At 65.4% G+C, this 19,039-nt stretch carries 19 protein-coding genes, 2 tRNA genes and 1 pseudogene; 9 read left to right on the top strand and 13 right to left on the bottom strand.

Annotated elements, in window-relative coordinates; translation table 11 throughout:
* Window positions 1-3 precede the first annotated feature (3 nt).
* On the bottom strand, window positions 4-786 hold the full coding sequence (locus AB0P08_RS15530; protein WP_363590453.1) for a hypothetical protein: 783 nt from the start codon (window positions 784-786) through the stop codon (window positions 4-6).
* 176 nt (window positions 787-962) lie between these two features.
* On the opposite strand from AB0P08_RS15530, the gene AB0P08_RS15525 reads away from it, so the two are divergent.
* The 3 genes from AB0P08_RS15525 (at window position 963) to AB0P08_RS15515 (ending at window position 2,510) form a co-directional block, all read left to right on the top strand.
* Window positions 963-2,009 (top strand): hypothetical protein, encoded by a 1,047-nt coding sequence (locus AB0P08_RS15525; protein WP_363590452.1) that lies wholly within the window; start codon window positions 963-965, stop codon window positions 2,007-2,009.
* A gap of 45 nt (window positions 2,010-2,054) precedes the next feature.
* Window positions 2,055-2,145: transfer RNA gene (locus AB0P08_RS15520), tRNA-Ser, on the top strand.
* A 155-nt stretch (window positions 2,146-2,300) separates the two neighbouring features.
* Complete coding sequence (locus tag AB0P08_RS15515) at window positions 2,301-2,510, top strand: SOS response-associated peptidase family protein (protein ID WP_363590537.1); 210 nt, start codon at window positions 2,301-2,303, stop codon at window positions 2,508-2,510.
* A 211-nt stretch (window positions 2,511-2,721) separates the two neighbouring features.
* On the opposite strand, the gene AB0P08_RS15510 is transcribed toward AB0P08_RS15515, so the two are convergent.
* Entirely contained in the window at window positions 2,722-4,125 is a 1,404-nt protein-coding gene (locus AB0P08_RS15510) for an ATP-binding protein (protein ID WP_363590451.1), read from the bottom strand.
* 405 nt (window positions 4,126-4,530) lie between these two features.
* Window positions 4,531-4,716: a hypothetical protein gene (locus AB0P08_RS15505; RefSeq protein ID WP_363590450.1), complete on the bottom strand. Its 186-nt coding sequence runs from the start codon at window positions 4,714-4,716 to the stop codon at window positions 4,531-4,533.
* 139 nt (window positions 4,717-4,855) lie between these two features.
* On the opposite strand from AB0P08_RS15505, the gene AB0P08_RS15500 reads away from it, so the two are divergent.
* Entirely contained in the window at window positions 4,856-5,116 is a 261-nt protein-coding gene (locus AB0P08_RS15500) for a hypothetical protein (protein ID WP_363590449.1), read from the top strand.
* A gap of 13 nt (window positions 5,117-5,129) precedes the next feature.
* On the opposite strand, the gene AB0P08_RS15495 is transcribed toward AB0P08_RS15500, so the two are convergent.
* Entirely contained in the window at window positions 5,130-5,909 is a 780-nt protein-coding gene (locus AB0P08_RS15495) for a DUF4839 domain-containing protein (protein WP_363590448.1), read from the bottom strand.
* A 70-nt stretch (window positions 5,910-5,979) separates the two neighbouring features.
* Window positions 5,980-6,510 (bottom strand): hypothetical protein, encoded by a 531-nt coding sequence (locus AB0P08_RS15490; protein ID WP_363590447.1) that lies wholly within the window; start codon window positions 6,508-6,510, stop codon window positions 5,980-5,982.
* A gap of 111 nt (window positions 6,511-6,621) precedes the next feature.
* Here AB0P08_RS15490 and AB0P08_RS15485 point away from each other — a divergent pair, with 111 nt between their 5' ends.
* Window positions 6,622-7,479 (top strand): GIY-YIG nuclease family protein, encoded by an 858-nt coding sequence (locus AB0P08_RS15485; RefSeq protein ID WP_363590446.1) that lies wholly within the window; start codon window positions 6,622-6,624, stop codon window positions 7,477-7,479.
* A 9-nt stretch (window positions 7,480-7,488) separates the two neighbouring features.
* Here AB0P08_RS15485 and AB0P08_RS15480 read toward each other — a convergent pair whose 3' ends face one another.
* Entirely contained in the window at window positions 7,489-8,571 is a 1,083-nt protein-coding gene (locus tag AB0P08_RS15480) for a hypothetical protein (protein WP_363590445.1), read from the bottom strand.
* Between the two features lie 7 nt (window positions 8,572-8,578).
* Window positions 8,579-9,187, bottom strand: coding sequence for a GIY-YIG nuclease family protein (locus AB0P08_RS15475; RefSeq protein ID WP_363590444.1), 609 nt, complete (start codon window positions 9,185-9,187; stop codon window positions 8,579-8,581).
* Between the two features lie 16 nt (window positions 9,188-9,203).
* Here AB0P08_RS15475 and AB0P08_RS15470 point away from each other — a divergent pair, with 16 nt between their 5' ends.
* Entirely contained in the window at window positions 9,204-9,413 is a 210-nt protein-coding gene (locus AB0P08_RS15470; protein ID WP_363590443.1) for a hypothetical protein, read from the top strand.
* Window position 9,414: 1 nt separating this feature from the next.
* Here AB0P08_RS15470 and AB0P08_RS15465 read toward each other — a convergent pair whose 3' ends face one another.
* The gene (locus tag AB0P08_RS15465; RefSeq protein WP_363590442.1) at window positions 9,415-11,238 is read right to left on the bottom strand and encodes a DUF4209 domain-containing protein; all 1,824 of its coding nucleotides are present in this window, start codon (window positions 11,236-11,238) and stop codon (window positions 9,415-9,417) included.
* Between the two features lie 188 nt (window positions 11,239-11,426).
* Between AB0P08_RS15465 and AB0P08_RS15460 the strand changes: the two genes are divergently transcribed.
* Both AB0P08_RS15460 and AB0P08_RS15455 read left to right on the top strand, forming a co-directional pair.
* Window positions 11,427-12,080 carry a hypothetical protein gene (locus AB0P08_RS15460; protein ID WP_363590441.1) on the top strand — a complete coding sequence of 218 codons (654 nt, stop codon included), beginning with the start codon at window positions 11,427-11,429 and terminating at the stop codon, window positions 12,078-12,080.
* Between the two features lie 894 nt (window positions 12,081-12,974).
* Window positions 12,975-13,047: transfer RNA gene (locus AB0P08_RS15455), tRNA-Ala, on the top strand.
* A 511-nt stretch (window positions 13,048-13,558) separates the two neighbouring features.
* On the opposite strand, the pseudogene AB0P08_RS15450 reads toward AB0P08_RS15455, so the two are convergent.
* Together AB0P08_RS15450 and AB0P08_RS15445 are read right to left on the bottom strand one after the other, a co-directional pair.
* Window positions 13,559-14,614: pseudogene (locus AB0P08_RS15450) on the bottom strand (recombinase family protein); the annotation flags it as partial.
* Between the two features lie 167 nt (window positions 14,615-14,781).
* A complete protein-coding gene (locus AB0P08_RS15445) occupies window positions 14,782-15,189 on the bottom strand; it encodes a hypothetical protein (protein ID WP_031289822.1) in 408 nt (135 codons plus the stop codon).
* Window positions 15,190-15,394: 205 nt separating this feature from the next.
* Here AB0P08_RS15445 and AB0P08_RS15440 point away from each other — a divergent pair, with 205 nt between their 5' ends.
* On the top strand, window positions 15,395-16,117 hold the full coding sequence (locus AB0P08_RS15440) for a DUF6349 family protein (protein ID WP_017883445.1): 723 nt from the start codon (window positions 15,395-15,397) through the stop codon (window positions 16,115-16,117).
* Between the two features lie 64 nt (window positions 16,118-16,181).
* Here AB0P08_RS15440 and AB0P08_RS15435 read toward each other — a convergent pair whose 3' ends face one another.
* The 3 genes from AB0P08_RS15435 to AB0P08_RS15425 form a co-directional block, all read right to left on the bottom strand.
* A complete protein-coding gene (locus AB0P08_RS15435; RefSeq protein WP_017883444.1) occupies window positions 16,182-16,781 on the bottom strand; it encodes a hypothetical protein in 600 nt (199 codons plus the stop codon).
* A 12-nt stretch (window positions 16,782-16,793) separates the two neighbouring features.
* Window positions 16,794-17,252: a single-stranded DNA-binding protein gene (locus AB0P08_RS15430; protein ID WP_017883443.1), complete on the bottom strand. Its 459-nt coding sequence runs from the start codon at window positions 17,250-17,252 to the stop codon at window positions 16,794-16,796.
* Window positions 17,253-17,315: 63 nt separating this feature from the next.
* Window positions 17,316-19,039, bottom strand: a 1,724-nt coding sequence (locus AB0P08_RS15425) for a helicase-related protein (protein ID WP_363590440.1), incomplete at its 5' end; no start/stop codon positions are given.

The following is a 19,039-nucleotide window of genomic DNA, read 5'->3' as shown; positions in this document are numbered from 1 at the left end:
GCCTCAGCCGACGAGGTTCATGTCGGCGGGCGGCTCCATCACGATGCCCTGCGCCTCGAACGCGCGACGGCGCTCCTCGATCCGGCGGTGCATCTCAACCTGGGCCTCGTCGACCAGACGCGGGTCGAGGTCGACCGTCGGGGGATGCGGGTCACCGTGGTGCGCGGCGATGTACGCGTCGAGCTCGGGACCGCTGGTCCAGGAGGTGATGAGCGCGTACCGGGGACCTGTCCCGCGATGCCACACGGCGTGCCAGAAGCGCTGGGTGTCGACGATGATCCGGGAGCCGGCGCGCAGCGGCAGCCGCACCTCCGTGGCCGGGTCGAACCGGTCGGAGCGGAGGATGAGCATCGAGTCGGTGTCGTCGGTGAGGTTGTAATACCCGCGGACCACCCAGCCCGTGCCCGGCTCGTTCAGGCGGTTGTTGTCGTCCTGGTGCAGGTTGTAGATCGCGTCGGCGTAATCGTTCGGCTGGAGCTCGATGATCCGGCAGCGGCCGACGCCGGCGCCCGGGGCGAGGGCGCGGCGCTGCAGGGTCGGGGCGATCGCGACCTGTGAGGGAATCCAGACGCCGTCCTTGTCGGTGCGCGGCGGCGTGTGGTTCCAGAAGCCGTTGCAGTCGATGTCGCCCGCATAGCTCGACAGCGGCGCGAAGCGGGTGATGCCGGAGGAGCGCCAGCCGACGTACTCGAGGTCCTGCCACTCGGACGGGTCCACCGGGGTGGTCTCGTCGTCGAGGACCACGTATCCGGTCTCGGCGAGCGCCGCAGACGTGATGAATCCCATGCTGATTGCATCCTTCCCGTCGTTCTGCCCCCGGAGGCGGCGGGTTCTTAGGCAATCCTAATCCCGACCTCCCTTCGCCGACCCACCCCCTTGCGTATGTCCCACCCCCTTCCGGCCGCACGCAGAGGGGTGGCACGGCCGGAAGGGGGTGGGTCGGCGAGCGATATTCTGAGGGCATGACGCAGCCCCAGGGTGCCCTTCTCGTGGGCAGTGTGAACTTCGACGACGCTGAGACCACGATGCGCACCGCGGCGGAGCTGCTCGGCGACCGCCTGCGCCGCATCCCGGACGGCGAGGTCGGCAAGCGGTTCCACTGGATCATGTTCCAGCCCGACGTCATCGGCCAGGCGGACGGCATCGAGCGGATCGGCGACGAGCCCATCCCGTTCCCCGCCGGCATCGACGCCCGCGGCCTCCGCATCGCCGACGGTGTGGACCCGGCGACGATCGCGCTGCCTCCGCTCGGCTACGCCTCCGCGGCGATCGAGTCGTACGGGCTCTTCGCCCGGCTGCGTGAGGAGGGAGTGGTCGCGGCGGGCACCCGGTTCCAGGTGTCGCTGCCCACCCCGCTCGCCGTCATCTCCTCGTTCTTCCACGGCGACGACCGGGCCGCGATCGAGCCCGTGTACACCGCCGCGATGCTCCGCGAACTCGACGAGATCCTCGCCGCGATCCCGCACGATGATCTCGCGGTGCAGTGGGACGTCGCGAGCGAGATGGGCATCCTCGAGGGGGCCTCCGGCTACGGCGCCGTCATGGAGGCGTGGTGGCCCGGCGACCCGTTCGACGCACTCGTCTCGCGGCTCGCCGCGCTCGTCGACGCCGTCCCGGACGACGTCGAGGTCGGCGTGCACCTCTGCTACGGCGACGCGGGGGAGAAGCACTTCTTCGAGCCGATCGACGCCGGCGCCCTCGTCCGCTACGCCAACGCCGTCATTGCTGCGGCCCACCGTCCGCTCACCTGGCTGCACCTTCCCGTGCCGATCGGTCACGACGACGAGGCCTACTTCGCTCCGCTCGCCGAGCTCGCCCCGGTCGAGGAGCTCTACCTCGGCCTCGTGCACCGGGAGGACGGCGCCGAGGGTGCCCGTCGCCGGATCGCCGCCGCTGTCCCGTTCGCCCCGGAGTTCGGCGTCGCCACGGAGTGCGGCATCGGCCGCGCCCCCGCCGGCTCCACGGAGGGCATCCTCCGCACCCACGCCGAGGTCGCCACCGCCTGGTGACCCGCCGATTCGCGCGCTCGGCCCCGGTGTCGTAAACTGATCCGCGGTGACGTGTCCGAGCGGCCGAAGGTGCAACTCTCGAAAAGTTGTGTAGGGTAACCCCCTACCGTGGGTTCAAATCCCACCGTCACCGCCATGGAAACCCCCGAGAAATCGGGGGTTTTCGCGTATCTGGGGTGCGCGTGGTGCTTTTTGGTGCAGAGTTCGACGACGTAGTTGTTTCATTGCGCCAACGGATCCTGCGCCGATCCTTCGTGATCCGGGAGAAGGGCGCATCCCTGAGCTCATCCGCTGGGACTGGCAGAAGCCAGCAATTGTCCCAAAGGCGCTCCGATCATGGACGCCCGCATCGAGAAGCTCGACACTGGGTTCTGGCTGCCAGCGTTCACTTCAGCGCGCTGCGTAGTCCCAATGCGCGGATACTTCGAATGGACGGGGAGAAGGGCGACACGACCGCGCACTATCTCCACGGCGACGGGCTGGTCTCGGCTGCCGGCTTGACCTGGTCTATGGAGCTCTCGGATGGTGAACGATCCCGATGCTTCGTGGTCGTCACAAGGGAGGCGCGGGACGCTGGCGGTTAGGTGCACGACCGGATGCCCGCATTCCTCTCAGATGACTCACTCGAGGCATGGCTCGGGTGGGCTAGCTCTCGTCAAGCCAGCGACCTTCAGGAGTCGGGGGCCGTCGATGACGCACCCGGCGCGCTCGGTCACTCGGGCGCGTTGGGTGCGTCGGGGTTCTCTTCGGTGGCGAGCCGAACCGACACATCTTGTTCCTCCGCGCTCACGGACAAGTCAGTTGCCCAGAATTCTTCCTCTGCGCTGATAGGCAGCTTGAAGCGGAGGATCGCGTATGCGTGTTGAAGAGGACGGTTGTACCGGAATAGCCCTTCTGAAGTCTTCCGAATGAGTGCCTTGCGTTCCTCCGACTGCAACTTGCGAAGGTAGGTGGTCAGGTTTCCGGCCGGGTAGTCGGGAAGATCTTCGCGGATTTTTGCAAGAATCTGAGCGTGCGTTGCTCCGCGTTCCGGTAACGCAGCAACCGCTCGAAGAATGATCGCGTAGTTGTGGTACTTGCGGGTCTGGGTGACCTCCAGGGCCACGTCAAAGTCTTCCTTCATGTTGCCGCCGCGAGTGCGCGAGTAGGCGCTCTTGGCGATCTCGAGTGCATCGACGGTCACGTACATCCGCTTGCGGCTCGTCTCCAGCACGCCGACAGCCGTGCAGCATTCCCGCGCCAGCGCGTGTGTGATGCTGGCTACCCCGACCGAATGTTTGATGATCCTGTTCCGCACCGCACCGAAGTCAACGTTCAACAGGTCGTTTCCCTTGTCGAGCAGCAAGCCCAGTTCGTCATCGTCCAGGGGAGGGATGGGGATATCAGCCAGACGGCCGCCCATGTTGGAGGGAGCTCTTAGAATCTCGCCGGCTGTCTCCGCTACGCCGAGCACGATCATCCGGAGCTGGGGAAAGTTCGCTGACTCGTCGCTGAACACCTTCATCGCGTCCGCCAGCCGAGTGCGTGTTTCAGGGGATACCTTGTGAAAATCCTCAATCACCCAAACGAGGCCCTTCGCCCCCAGGCGCACGGCCAGCGCTTCGGAAGTCAACTGCGCCGGAACGACTCGCGCATAGTCCGTAGTCGAGCCGACCTCGGTAGAAACGCCTGCTTGCAAAGTCACTGGAGAAACCGGCCCTCCGATGTCCGTGCTCGCGCTGACCGTTTGATTATCCTGGTTGCTCCTGCCTGACTCCGCCATCGCGTTCATCCGATCGAACGCGGACGACAGCACCTGCTCATACGTGGTCGTTGCTTCGCAGCGCGTGGTGATCGATGCCTGTCCGACGTTCTTCAGTACGTTTCTGACAAGCGAACTCTTCCCGGCGCCCGATTCACCCCACACTAGGATCTGGGTTCCTCGCTCAACCAGGATGTTCTGGAGGTCGGCTTCCTGCTGCGGACGGCTGACGAACCCCTTATCCGCGGGCTGCCCAGGCGTGAACACCTCGCCAAGCGAATAGCTCTGCCTACGAGGCGATGCGCTGACAGGCGCCTCCGCCTCCCGCTCCTGGGTCTCGGGCCCTCGCGAAAACAAGTTCTTGAACCAGCTCATGCTGTAGACGATAGCGGTGAGCCGTTCCGGTGTTCGTGACTGCGGCCAGACGCCTCAGCAGGCGCGCGGCTCGAGCTAAGTAAGGCACGGCCGATTCGCTCTCCAACCCGAAAAACGGGCTTGGCGCCGATAGCCCGGATAATTGTGAATATCGGCGGTTACATCAACACCCCTTGAAGTGAGAGGGGGCTGCGTTTGAGTTTCACGCGACCGACGCTCGATTACGAGCGGATCTGCCGTTTCTGCCGGCAACTGACATTGCGATCAAGCGGCGACGTCGATGAATCCCCATAGAAGAGATGCCGGCACATGCCCGGCAGGAACTACGGGGGAGATCATCCGTACCGGAGGCGCGACGACGAGCGCGGGCGATCTCTTGCCACCGACGCGGCCACGCCGAACGAGCTACCAGGCCAGCTGTGGATCTTCCTTCGCCAGGCGGCGGATGGTGCTCCGCGCCATGGTGAGTGCGGATAGTCTCCGTCGATCTTCGACCGGAGCGACAGCATCGAGCTGAGCCTGCTGACGACGGCGGCTGAGCTTGCGCGTGAGCTCGACATCCACCCGATCGCGACGATTCTTCTTCGTCACGGGCTAGCGAAGTCAGGAGGGCGGGGACAGGCCGAGTGGCTGGTGCGTGCAGGTGTGCCGGGCGACAGCTGGCGCCCGTCGCGGATACGTCAGCGTCGCCGCGGACGCGCACATGTGCAGACCACTTTTCGAGCGGACCGTGGACGACTACTTCACCGCAAACGGAATCGCGCATGAGGCTGAGCCGGCCTATCCCTGCGACGCGCAATTCAACGAGACCGGTCTGCGTGCTGCCTGGCTGCTGTCAAATGGTCGGTACGTCGAGGCTGCGGGGATGATGAGCACCGCTGCGTACGCGGAGAAGATGGGGCGCAAGCGGGAGCTCGTCAGCAGTCACGGCATCACGCTGGTCATCCTTGTAAAGGACGGCCTCTCTCGTCTCCGCGAGATCTTCGCCTGACCGGCTGAAGTGCTCAGCGCACGCTGGTCTGCACCGGCTCCAGCTGGAACAGCGGGTCCTCAAATGACTCGACTCGAGCGATGACGCGGACGTTGTCGCCGACGCCGATTGTGCCGGGAGAGTCGTCCGTGAGATGCAGGTCGTTCGTGATGTTGACATCACGGAACTGGAAGCTCGGGCCGCCGTTCGAATGGGTCTCGCTGTAGTCGCCGCTGACGATGAGGATGTCGTACCGGGTGGTGTAGCCCTCGTGGTTGTTCATCGCTCCGATCGCGCCATCGAACTCGATCAGTTGGCCGGAGTACTTCTGTGCGAAGGCCTCGACGGTGGGGCCTTCAGCGGGACCTGTGAGCAAAGCCGCGAGGTCGGCATTGTTCTCGATCGTCAGCGGAGTCTCTTCGGCAGGTGCACTTGCGACGGGCTCTTCCGGCTCCGTCGAAGGCTCGTCACGTGGTGTGACTGATTCCGTGCTTGGAGTGCTCGCCGGCGCCGCGTTGTCGTCCTTGCCGCCGGAGATGGTCGCCATGATGCCGATGAAGACGCCCAGGACCACGAGCACGCCGCCGATGATCGCCAACAGCTTCCACGGCAGCGGCGGCTTCGGGCGGCGGAACACCAGCTCCGTGCGGAGCTTGCCGGGATTCTGGGTGACCAACTCCCAGCCGTCCTTCTCCCACTTGGCGACCATGAGCTTCTCGGTGCCGCGGACGGTCTGGACGGTCTTCGTCTCGTACTTCACGGTCTTGGGTGCGGTGGCAGCCACTGCCTCAGAGGGCGCGTCGGTGTTTGTCATCGGGTCTCCCTCCCAAATCCCCGGGAGGACAGCTCACTGCCGGGTCGTCGTGAGCATATCCGGTGGGTGCTCATTCCGAGGGCCACGGCTGGGTGAGCGGGTATGCGGCCACGTCCGCGAGCCGATACCGCGCCCAACCGTCGCCGTCAGGCGCATCCCACTGGAGACTCCGCCCGGCGCGGTTCAGCCGGTCGTGCTCGTCCTTCGTGACCCAGCACTTCACGAGGAGTCGGTCGAAGATCGACAGTAGGTGCTCTGGTGAGGTTGCGGGCCCTCCGGCGATGGGCTCCTGGCGTGTGTTCGATCGAGGATCAGCCTGGCTCGGGTCGACGATCTCGACGATGATCCGCTTGAACGGGATCACATGCTCGACCTTCCGTTCGGGCTGCGCCAGCTGCATTGCGTCTCGCGTCGCAAACGTCACCGGGTGGCCTTCGTCGAGTGCACCGAGCATCTGCCGGAGTCGGCGCGGGTACCCTCCCGACCCTTTGGTCCAGAGGTTGCCGCCGGCTGCCAGGTGGGACCGGACGTCCGTCTCGATGAGATCAAAGGCGGCGATCGCGGCGCGGGGGCGACGGTCGTCGAGGCGCGAGGTGATCATGGTGCGATCCTTCCACCGAAAGGAGACATGGCCTGTCGGTGAGGGCGGTGTTCGTAGAGTGAGACGCGGGAGCGTCCGATCGCTCGTCGCCAGCACCGATGGGAGCAGCTCTTGATCACCTTCACCGACTTCCTGCCGGTCCCGGAGCCCGAGCGCACGAAGGTGAAGTTCAACATGCGCGCCGGCGACGGCAGCGGTGAAGCGTGGGACTTCCTCATGGATGATCACGACCACTGGCTCCGCCTGAACCAGTGGCGCACGAAGCAGGCGAACAACAACATGGGTGGTGCGCGCTTCCTGCTCGCTTTCGCGCAGTACTACCCCTACGGTCCGCAGTACTTCATGTTCGGCGGCGCCTTCGAGGTGCGGGAGATCAAGCCCGTTCGCTTCGACGACCTCGGGTACGAGCTGATCCCCAGCGCGCTGCATGAGGACTACGTCAAGCGCCTGATCGTCAAGCTCGACGCGACCATCGGCCGGGCCCCGTACCTGCGCCACTACATGGGGCTCCAGGAGAGCCTGCTCGCCCCGGAGATCTACGAGCTCGCGCCCGACGTCAAGCTCGGCACCTTCCCCGGCTACCAGAACGTCCGGCTGCGGCACCACGAGCTGCAGCGCATCATCGCTGGCGACGAGCCCAGCTGGAAGGACGCGCTCTCCAGCGTGAAGGGCGTCTACGTCATCACCGACCTCAGCTGCGGGCGGCTGTACGTCGGGTCAGCATCCGGAGAGGCCAACGGCCTGTGGCAGCGCTGGTCTAGCTACGCGCACCTGAAGAACCTCACCGGCGGCAACCGGGAGCTCGAGCAGCTGCGCCATGATCTCGGCGACGGGCACATCGTGGAGAACTTCCAGTACTCGATCCTGGAGATCTTCGACCCCAAGACGCGGGCCGACACGATCCTGGCGCGCGAGTCGTTCTGGAAGAACGCGCTGGACAGCCGCTCGCACGGGATGAACTGGAACTGAGCATTCAGCTCAGTTGGTCTGAGCGTCGGATGCGAGGAACTCGCGGCGCTTGATCACCTGGTTAACACCGACGATGGCGGCGCGCTTGGCGACGTCACGGCCGCCGGGGACGCGGTTGAGCATGAACTCGGGCGGGAACTTTTCGAGCAGCGGGTTCTCTCCGTCGAACGATCTCGCGGTCTTGGCGGCGAAGATGCGTGTGGTGTCGAGCGCCCTGAAGCTGTCGATCGAGATGATCGACGTCTCGGGATCGCCCCAGACCAATCGGTCGAGCGGCTTCGTCCCAGCCCAGTGCTGCTTGGTGCGCGCCGTGATTCCGCCCGGGTGATCGGTGGCTCCGACATAGGCCTGGCAGTACTCGTCGAGCACCATGACGTAGAGCCCGCGGACGCCGTCCCATTGGGTGAGGTCGGTGACCTCGACCATGCCGCGCTGGCTCTTGACCGCCAGCTGCAGGGCTTGCTCGAACTCGTCGCGATCGAGCGAGGCGAAGTGGGCCATGTTGAGGTCGAAGTTCTCCAGCGCATCGGCTTGGAGCGCCGCACACCATTCGTCGGTGTAGACGCGGTGCTGGGCGTCTTCGTACCTGTCGTCGAGGGTGTCCCAGAGCCCAGGGTCTTCCTCTCGGAACCAGGGGGCGAGCGATGAGCGCTTGTTGATCCGGGCGTAGGTCTCGCGCGTCATGCGCAGGCCGAGTTCCCGGCTGCCACGGATCTTCAGGCCGAAGTGCTCGGCTCTGTCGATGGCGGGCGCCCGCCTGTCCTTCATCGGCGGGATCGCCACGCTGACGCCCCAGATTTTCCGGGCCAACCTCGTCTGCCAGCGATGCCAGACGAGCCTGTGGCCGGAGTCAACCAGCGCCTGCAGGGTCGCATTCGCGTCTGCTCCGATCGTGACGTCGAAGATGCGCGTGGGATCAAACTCGTGCTGTTGGCCCTCGGGAATGAGACCGGCCTCGTCGAGCTCCCAGGGGTCGGCGTCGCGCACGAGGAAGCCATACTCGGTCAGTTCGCGTCGCAGCTCGGATGCGTGCTGGACTGATGGCGCCCACACGTGCGTCGCCCGCGGCGTGCTGGTGATCTTCAGGTCCATGAAGTGCTCAGGCCTCGGGTCGCCAGCGGGATGCTTCGGCGGCCATCTCCGCTCGAGCGGCAGAGAGCCGAGCGAGCTTGCCGGGGTTCTTGTCCAGGTTGATCGGCGGCGTGAAGCGCACGATCACCGCGGTCTCGACCTCGGTCATCGGCACGGGCATGTCCGCCGGCGCCGGCCACACGGCGAGAGTCAGCCGCGCATGCATCCACTCGTTGAGCCGGGCGTCACCGCCGTCCGCGAGGGCGTAGTTGGGGAAGCGCTCGGGACGGACGAGGTTGCGCGGCACGGCATGCAGATCGAGTGCCTCGCGTAGAAGAGCTGCGAACGAGCGCCGGACGGTCGATCCGCCGGTGCGTGGGGCGGACTTCGGGTTCGTAGCGAAATGGCCGTTCAGGTCACGGGAGACCAGGCTCTTCTCGGCCTTGCCGATGTAGAGCGGTGCGTCTGGCCCAGGCTCGAGCTGGAGGTCCCGCCACGCCTGATCATCGCCGTAGATGGCGTACAGGCCCGGACGGGCAGGAACATGCCCCACGGCATCCGTGATCGCCCAGCGCTCGCTGATGAGCGCGGCGACGGCGGTCGCGGTCAGTTCCTCCAGCGATGGCGCACTGATCATGCCCGTGACTCTACTTGTGACGCGCGAGAGTATCGGGTCGTCTCACGTAGCTCTCGACACCGAATCCAGCTATGTCGACACCATCATCAACGTCGACCAGCCCGGCGAAGGAACCGAGGACCTCGGGGTGCGTCGTGGGGCTTTCTACCTCGCTGTCGGTGTGCGCGAGCACGACGTTGAAGGGGTTGCGATCCACGTCGTGGTGGTGCGCCCGGCCGGCGAGTAGCTCAAGGTGAGGGCTCGCTGTCCTCGTCGTCCTCACGCATGATTGATCCATCGCTGTCTGATGCGTCTTCGTCGCGATGCGCGTTGAAGAACGCCGAGTGGACCAGGCGCCAGATGAACCACCACGCGTAGAACGCGGTCGCTGAGTTGATGTGGTCATCATCGACGAGCCCGTGGGCGATCTCATTGCGGAGATTTGGGCCGTGTGCGCTGCAGAACAACGCGCGGATCTCGAAGACAACGTCGGGCCCGAACACTCGCTCGACGTCGTCCCCTTTCATGAGCGCGCTGAGACCTCTCTCCGTTTCGATGCCGTCCTCGATGGTGCTCGTCACCGCGCCGGCGTTCTGGAGCTTCACTCGCACGATGTTCTCCAGCTGCGGGATCAGCAGGTGCGCGGCAGTAAGGAAGTCGCCGCCGTAGCCGTAGTGAAGCCCCCGTGCGACGAGGGATTCTCGTCCAGACGGAACCAGCGAGCTTTCGCGAGCGATGAAGGTGAAGTCAGCGATGTTGAGTGGGTGCTGCGCCGACAGGATCATCCACGAAGGTGCGAGGAAACGTTGAACGCAAAGGTCGACGCGGATACCGAATTCACGGGTCATCACACGCCACAGGTGAGACGGCATTGCGTAGGTCACGTCGTCCTCACTGCCGGAGGAGCGTGCGACGGTCCGTCCATCCTTCGCGAACTGCACGTGAGAGAACAGGTGCGACAACGGGTACTTCTTCACGAGAGCCTGATTGTTGGACTTACTGGCCGCGAAGTCTGTCAGAGGTAGCCATTGCAGGAACAGATTTAGCGCATCGCCGAGCTCTTGACCGTCAATTGCTCCCGCGAGGTCCGGCGTGTCTTTCGGAATCGGGACCTCGCGGCGAGTCGACTTCATGAACGACAACGTGGCGGTGCCGGCGCGACGAATCATCCGGGTGAGTTCCGCGTGGAGCTGATCCATGCCGCGAGACGGCCGTTCGGCGCGGGGAATCGTTGCGAGGCGGTCGAGGGCCAGCTCCAAATCGTTCCCAGCCCGGGCCGCCGAGTCTGTGCGGTGCTCTGCGAGCAACGCAACGGCCTGGTCGCGAAGCATCAGCACTGCAGCGGCAACATCATCGAAGTGCGCCTGACGGTCGCCGGCAAGAAGGTGCCATGCGCCCGCCTCCTCGCGAAGCAACCGTGGCATATACAGGTCGCTGGCCGAGATCGCCACGGACCGCAGGTGGGCTGCGACCTCAGATGCTCGCGACCGGGGTCGACGCTGCTCGCGCAGGTTCTCCGCGAGGCGGAGTACTTCGTTCGCGTTCGTGCACGCGAGTAGGCGATCCAGCAACGTCTGTTCGAGCCTGTCGCCGGGTGCCATGGTGAGCGGACCGAAGCGAGGCGAGAGATCGAAAGCGCGCCCTACCGCGAACGACACGTCGTAATCGAAGGGGCGGCCGGCGTACTCCGCGAGAACGTGCTCGATGACCTTTGCCGACGTCTCGACCCGTTCGAGCCCTTTGGTGCGTGCAGCCAAGAGTTCGAGGACCCTCAGCCGGGTCGGTGCGTCGAGGTCGTGGGCTACCACGTGACGCAGAATTTCGATCTCATGATCTTCCAGGGTGTGCGTGGATACCCATCTCCCGCCTGGGCGAGGACGAATCGGGACGTACGACTCGTCGCCACCGTCCGGATGGGTCATCAGCTCCCGGACGGCATCAATCAGCAAGATCACCTCATGGACTTGAGGGTCGTCAGGCGCCGTCGGCCGCTCATCCTCGGCGACAAGTAAGCCGCCACTGGCCGCGCGGGCGACGACCTCCGCCCAACCTTCAGCCACTTCGTCGCTCATGCTCGCACCCTACTGTGGGCTCGCGACGTTCTTCGCGGTACAGCAACCGCAGCTGCGGCGTGCGGCGTGCGTTCCGTAGAAGTTGCGGGACGCAGAGCGACTGAGCGACGCCAAGGCGCGCGCTCGATGAGGGGCTTCCGCCCTACCCAGCAGATGCGTGATGGCCTCTTGTCCTCTACGTTCGACGTGTGGGGATCAAGAGCGCTGACTTGAACAGTGTGCACTTCGCCGAGTTGGTTGACGCACTGCGAGATGCGGATGACATGGGGGTGCTGCTCCGTGGTCATCTCTGGATCGAGGCTCTGCTCGAATACGTGACGCGCACCAAGCTCGAACGGCCGGACGCTATCGACTGGGGCAACGCTCGCTTTGAACACAAGTTGGCCTTGGCAGAAGCGACAGCTGCCGTGGATGTCCCCCTGGTTCGAGCAATTCGGAGCTTCAACCGGCTCCGGAACAAGAGCGCGCACGAGATGCTCTTCACCATCGAGTTGGATCAGGTCAAGACGTTGGTCGGCCTCACTGATGAGTCAATGAAAGCCTCCATTCACCGTATCGCCGATGAACAGCTCGAGGTCGTCCGCCAACTCGAGAAGTACGAGGCGGAGGGCGTCGAGGTGGACATCGCGCCCGAAGTCCTCCCGTACCTCCGGGTGCTCACTCCAACTCGTACTTTGCTGTTCGCGTTCGTCGTCTGCGCAGTGCGTAGCCTTGCGTTGGACGGAGCATTAGAGGTCGCGTTCGACAGCGGAGAACGCGAGCTGAAGTCCATCTTCAGGAGAATCGACGCGGAGATGGAACGGCTCACCGGTGGACTATTCCGATATCAACCGGGTCAATGAGCCGTTCTCGAGTGCGGCCACGCGTTGCCCCGCTCCCGAGGAGATTAACGCGCAGCCCGCTAGTCAGACTACGGCTCTCGTCAGTGTCCACGCGGTTGCGGCAACGCAACAGTAACAGTCTTCTCGCGCGTGGTTCCGGCACAATTTCGGCGACCGGCCAGTCCTTTCCTCGACCGGGCAAGCGGAGCGGCCGCACGGACTGTCGTACGCCGCCGCTGTTCTCGGCATGCACCCCATGGTGGGGTGGGAACGGGGCTCAGAATGGCAAGTATCGGAGTTGCCAAGGGACAGCGCGATGAGCTCTGCAATCGCATTCGGCGCGTGCGCCAGCCCGACAGCGACGCGCGGCATTAACGCTGCAGTCAACGGAGGCAGTTCGTCGGTACAGGTCGTCGCAGGGCGCGTTGCGATCGGCGCCTCGCTTGCTGCGTTGCACATCGCCACAATCGACCGGGGCGAGACTTGGGGGCCTCGTCAGGTAGCCCGGTGTCGTGCAGGCCAGAGGACGGAGAAGCTGGGGTCCCTTCGATAACCGGCGCGCTCTTCGTTGCTCACGCCGTGATGCGACTGTGCGTCGTTCCTTCCTGCCCCACATCCGTTTGCTACCGTTGCCGACAATGAGCACAACTGTCGAGCGCACAACGTCAAGTTCGCGATTCTTCACGGGCTATATCGTGACTTCTGTCCTTGGCCTTGTTGCCGTCGTTGTCGGCGCATTCTTGGTGGGATCGCTGTCCGACGAGCTCCCCGCCGATGACCCCACGCAGAGCGAGACTCTCGGCTCCTCAGTTCGTGGTGTACCTGCTCAGACCGCAACCTCCTTATGGCCGTCGGGACAGACGGGGTCGCGAACGACGGTGGGATCGCGAGCGTGATAACGTAGATGTCGTTCACGGGCCTATGGCGCAGTTGGTAGCGCGCCTCGTTCGCATCGAGGAGGTCAGGGGTTCGAATCCCCTTAGGTCCACCCAATCGGACGTACTAGAACCGCTGACATCGGTAGATGTTGGTTCGGGTACGAGGGCGGCGAACGGCTCAGCGAGCCGGATCGTCGCCCTTTCGTCTTCGCTGATCTCGATGCCGTTGGTCAGTGCTTGGTTGGCCAGGCGCTTGCCTTGGTCGTCGGTGCGGGCGTAGAGGGTGGCGCAGTCGACCAGCAGGCTGAGCGCGGTGCTCAGTTGCTTGCGTGATCCCTCGTGCTGGTCGTGCTCGGTCGCGAGCCTGCGGTCGATGTCCGCAAGGCCGGTGCGGATGCGGTCTTGGTGACGCTTGAGGGTCTCCAAGTCGATCGCGTCGGCGAAGTGCGCGGCGAGCAGCTTGTCGCTCTCGTTCTGGAGGCGCTGACGGTTCGCGGTCAGTTCGGCCAGTTCGTCAGAGCGGGAGGCGAGGCGTTCATCGAACGCGGCCTCGACCTGTGCCGCGAGCGCGGCGTAATCCTCTTCGGTGATCGCGATCTCGCGGTAGCAGTCAGCAACGAGTTGCTCGGCGATCCCAACCGGCACCGCGCGGCGGGTGCAGCTCTTCCGCTTCGAGGCTCGCCCGGAGCAGACGTAGTAGGCGTAGCGGACGCCCTGACGGTTGGCCGGGAAGTCCAGCTGCATCCGCGACCCGCACGACCCGCAGAACAGCGAGCCTTTCAGGTAGTGGTCGTGGGTGCGTCGCCGTTCGGAGGCTTTCTTGCGCGAGTCGAGCAACCGTTGCACCTGTTGCCAGGTCTCGACATCGACCAACGGCTCGTGCGTGCCGGTCTGTTCCGCGCCTTTGTAGCGGACGATCCCGATGTAGTACGGGTTGCGCAGCAGATCGAAGAACGTCGAGCGCCCAACCGGGCCCGAGGGTCGCTTCGGGGTCGGCACGCTGGTCAGCCCGCGCGCGGTCACGTCCGCGAGCAGATCAACGACGGTGCGTTCCCCGGCGGCGTACTGCTCGAACACCCACCGCACCAGCGGTGCGCGTTCGGCGTCGATCTCGACGGTGCGGTACTCGCGGCCCTGCTCATCACGCTTGCGGACGTTGAGGTAGCCGATCGGGGCGCGCATCGGGGTGCCGCCGGTCTCGAACTTCTGCGTCAACCCCTTGGTGACCTCAGTGGCGAGATTCTTGGAGTAGAACTCCGCGATGGACGACATGATGCCGTGCAGCAGCATCCCCGAGGGCGTCTCGTCGATGTTCTCCGTCGCCGATACCAACGTCACGCCCGCCTCGACCAGACGACGATGAATCTCCACATCATCGAGCCGGTTCCGGGCGAGGCGGTCGACCTTGTGCACGATGCAGTAGGTCACCTGATGGGTGGCGATGTACTCCAGCATCCGTTGCAGGTCGGGCCGGTCGGCGGAGCGTGCGGACTCCCCGGCGTCCACGAACTCGGCCACGATCCGGGCGCCGAGGTCTTCTGCCTTGCGAGCGTTCGCCTGACGTTGGGCGGGGATCGAGAATCCCTCGTCACGCCCGCCCTTGGACGCCTGCTCCTTGGTCGAGACCCGCTGATAGGTCACCGCCGTCAACAGCGGCGCGGTGCCGGTCTCCGTCATAGGCATCGTCAGAGTCATGGTCGTCTCCTTGCTCGTCCGCCGATGTGCAGGCGGGCGTCGAGTTCTCACTGGTGTGCTGGTCACCGATGCGACGCTGCTGCTCATCAAGCTCGTGAGCGTGGAGTTCATCCGCGATGTACAGAACCAGCGCGATCAGTCGCTTGTTGTCAGGCTTCGGGCGCAGCCGAGGTTCGGCTGAGATACGCCGACCCGTGCTCGTCACCCGGTAGTGCTTCATGTACTCCAGGTGCACGCTCGTTCCGCCGCCGCTGGATGCGTTCGTGTCGACGGGCGGCGATGAGGCGGGCGAGGCTGATGGGGCCGTAGATGAGGAACTTGAAGGTGTTGTAGATGCACAGCAGCACGATCAGGTGCAGCCAGCCGGGAGCGCCATTGTCGATGAGGGTGGTGCACCAGTAGGCGATGGCGAAGTAGACGACTGACAGCAGCATCGCTGGTGCGCCCCACTTGAGACCTCGCCGGGTGCGCAGCGCGTCGAGCAGGATGTTGGTAGGCATCCAGGTACGCAGGAACATGCGGATACGGATGCTGGTGTTCCAGATCAGTCGAAGCATGATCAAGTCCTCCCAAGCGGCGACGCCTTGATGGGATGGACTTGCCTGGGCGGTTCCCTGGCTCGTCATGCCGCCTCCACAGGGGTGACGGCCTAGTTGGTAATAAATCGCCTGCGCCTTGATCCTACCCGCTTCGGTCGGACTCGGGAAGAGCAGCCGGGGCGGGCCGTTGGGCGGTGTGCACCTGCCGCGTGGGAGGTGCGGCATGGAGCACGAGGGGCAGTTGGCGTTCGACTTCGAGGAGTTCGAGCGTGAGGAGGCCCGTGCCCGGCTGCACGAGTGGGCGGGCGCGCCGTTGCACTTCACCACGGACTACTACCCACCCGCGATGCTGGATGAGGCGTTCGCGCACTGGCGGTTCCTCAACGGTGACTTCGGTTCGTTCGGCCGCAGCCACATGTGGCATCGCAGCATCAGCGGCGGCACGGTGGAGTTCGGGGAGCACCGCGCCGAGTCGTTCACCGCCGATCTGCGTCCCGAGCCGGGCGCGGAGGGGCCGGGCGATCTGCTGACGATGGTGGTGTGCGAGCCGTGTGAGTGGCACTCGCCCGCCGGCAGCGAGAACGAGGCGGTCGAGGCGTGGCACGACCACGCCGTACCGGGGTGGCGCGAGCTGCCGGTGGTTCCGCGTCAGGTGCGGGTGCGCTCGGAAACGGGACTGACGAAGGTCGCGCTGCGGTGGATCGAACAGCGATACCCGGCGCACATGCAGGTGCCCGGCGCGCCGATCATCACCGAACGCGCACAGTACGGCACCCGGCATGTGGCCGGGTATTCGCCGTGGGGCGGCTACGACCTGTCGGCTACCGCCCTGGAGCGCCCGGCCCGCACGCAGCCGGGCCGCTCCATCCGGCGGGAAGCGGCCTGGTTCGAGTCGGCGCAGCCTGCGGCATCCGCGGCGCGGCGCGGGCGGGTGCTCGGGGACTGACCCCCACACAGGAGCGTGGGGCCGAACCGTGCTGGTTCGGCCCCACCGATGTGCGCGTAGACGTTCAGGTGATCTCGCCGGTGTCGGGGTCGAGGCTGGCGTAGAAGTCCTCCTCGGTCTGGCGGCGACGTTCGACGTCGGCGATGACGAAGGCCACGAAGTCTTCGTCGCGGTCGGTGATCGGGGTGTCCTCGATCGGTTCGGCGTCGTCCTCGCCGGGCCAGACGGTCTGGCGGGTGGGCCGGTCGCGGTCGAGGCGGGTGCCGCACGCGGCGACCCAATCGCGCAGCCGCTGCCGGGCGTCGGCGAAGTCCCGATGCCAGCCGATCGGTGCCGACCCGTTCTGCTGCGGGTCATACGCGCACAGCCAGTGCGTGTGCAACGCGCTCAGTTCCCAGTGCAGTTCCGGATGCCGGTGCCACATCGGAGGGATCACCGATGCGGGCAGGCCATAGGTGGCGCGAAGCCAGTTGACCCACTGGTTCAGCTCCAGCCACGCCGCCTCCGCGTCATCGGCGGTCAGCAGGTTCCAGTTGATCGGGCCGGGCGGCTCATCCAGCATCGGCCCGAGATCGCCGCGTGGGGGCATCGATGCCGGGTCGAGGTCGGGATCGGGCCTGTCCTCGGGCTCCTCGTCCGCCACGGGAGTGTGATCGTCGCTCATGGCTGGCTCCGTTCAGTGGCCCAGCGTCGCAGGCTCGCGTACCTGAGCGGACTGCTCAGGACGCTCGAACGCCTGGCTGCGCTCGGTGCCCATCGCTTCGCGGGCGGCACCACCGCGCGGCTCACGGTTGATGGCCAACCGGGTGGTCACCGGGTTCGGAGTGAGCGTGTCGGCCCGGAACTCCTCTCGTTCCTCGCCGGTGACGCGATCGGTGAACTTCTTGAACTGTCCGGTGGCGATGAAGTCGTCCCCCTTCTTGAACATCTCCATCGCTGCTTCGGCGGCCTTGTAGCGAATCGCGAGGTCGTGGTAAGTCCGGCCCGTGTTGGTGAACCTGCCGTCGTCCTCACGTCGCCAGTGGTCGACGCCGACACGCGCGTAGAACCTTGGCGTGCCGGTTTCCTCGCTGGTAGTCAGTCTCGGGTCGCCGGCGATGTGGCCGACCATGATGACGCCGCTCTTGATGCCCATCGCATTTCCTCCTGCCTGTTCACGCCCGCGTTCGTGCGGTCGTTCTGGCAGCTAGGTGCTCGGTCACAGCCTCCGTGGGCTCAGGTCGTGTGCCGTGCTGTCGGTGGGTACGACAGCCGCCGTCATTGCCGGGCTCCGTTGCGGGTCGGGACGCACGCCGAGCGCGGGCCGATGCGCCCGTACCGCCTCGACGGTGAGCGTCGGTTCACGCCCAGGCTCGGGTTCCGATTCGGGTCGGGAGTCGTGGTCGATGTCGTCTTGCATCGCGGCCAGTTGGGTCTCGATTCGGGCGAGGTCTTTCTCGGCGTCTGCGAGGGCCTCTGCGTGGCGGAAGGGTTGGCCGATGCGTTGCTCGGCGTCGTCGCGTTCTTGCTCGGCGCTGGTGAGGTCGTCGCGGGCTTGGTCGAGTAGCGAGGGGATGCCGGAGGCGCGGTTCTCGATGCGCTGGATGAGTCCGACGCCCCCGTCGAGGAAAGCCTGCCGGGTCATGACGAACCCGCTGCGCGGCACTCCGTCGAGTCTGACGGTCACCATAGGTTCGGCCCCGAGCGCCGGACTGGTTGAGACCGTGACGTCGAAGCCGCTGATCTTGCCGATGGCACCGTAGTCGCGGGAGGCGTAGCGGGGTGCCCATTTCAGATCGGAGTCATGCGCCCAGGCCGCGAGCGCGTGCGCGGCATCGGCACGTGAGGTGTAGGTGCGGCCACGTAGCTCGATGCGGAACTTCTCGCCGGAGGTATCGGTCACGCGCGGCAGCACCGATTCGAGGGCTTCAATGTCGGAGGCAGCGCGACGTGCGTGATCGCTGGCGCGGTCGCGGGCATGGGCGAGCATCGACTCGTTGCGGTGGTAGGCACGCTCCAGGCGACGCAGCCGTTGCACTTCGGTGTGCACGGTGGAGTGCTCCAGCAGCAGAGGGTTGCCTGAACTGATCGCTTTGGCTTCTGCGGCAGAGAGTGCGGATGAGTCGATTTCTTCGATCTCGCGGGAGTCGAGGCTGCCGCGCATGAGTTGCGCGATGAACGTGGCTTTGCGTTCGACGCCTTGCCACATGTAGGAGTCGAACGATCGCTCGGTGACGAACCGGACGATGCCGACTTCGGGATTCTGGTTGCCTTGGCGCAGGATGCGGCCCTCGCGCTGGGCGATGTCGCTCGGTCGCCACGGGCAGTCCAGGTGGTAGAGGGCGACGGCTCTGGCTTGGACGTTGGTGCCGACGCCCATCTTCTCGGTCGATCCCATCAGCACCGCGATGTGCCCGGCGCGGGCGGCGGCGAACAACCTGGCCTTGTCCACGTCGGTCTTGGCTTCGTGCATGTATCGGATCGACTCGGCGGGCATCCCGCGTGCAATGAGTTGCGCCCGGAGTTCGTCGTAGGCGTTCCACCGGGTCGGGTTCGGGGTGCCGATGTCGGAGAACACCAACTGCAACGCGCCGCGCACGGGCGACTCCTGCCCGGTGATCGGGTCGAGGTAGGTGTTGTCTTTCGTCTGTTCCCAGACCCGGTGGATGCTGTCGGCGGCCAGATCGACCTTGGACGGCCCGGAGGGGTCACGCGGCACGATCATGCGGATGTCGAGCGCGGCCTTGCGTCCATCGGTCGAGATGGTGAGCATGTTGTCTTCGCTCGGCGATACCGACCGGGCCGCGACCTTCTCGGCGCGGGTGCCGAGGGTCTCGATAAACTGTTCCAGCTCGACCGTGGGCTGGATCGCCACCGTTGCCGGGGCGCGCCTGCCGTCGTCGCGTTCAGCGAGGTCGGGAATCGGCAGTTGCAGATCCTCGG

The sequence above is a fragment of the Microbacterium meiriae genome, assembly GCF_040686935.1.
In the GTDB taxonomy this organism is placed as follows: Bacteria; Actinomycetota; Actinomycetes; order Actinomycetales; family Microbacteriaceae; genus Microbacterium; species Microbacterium meiriae.
Note: the sequence above shows the minus strand (reverse complement) of the source record. Positions and strands in the feature narration are given on the sequence as shown.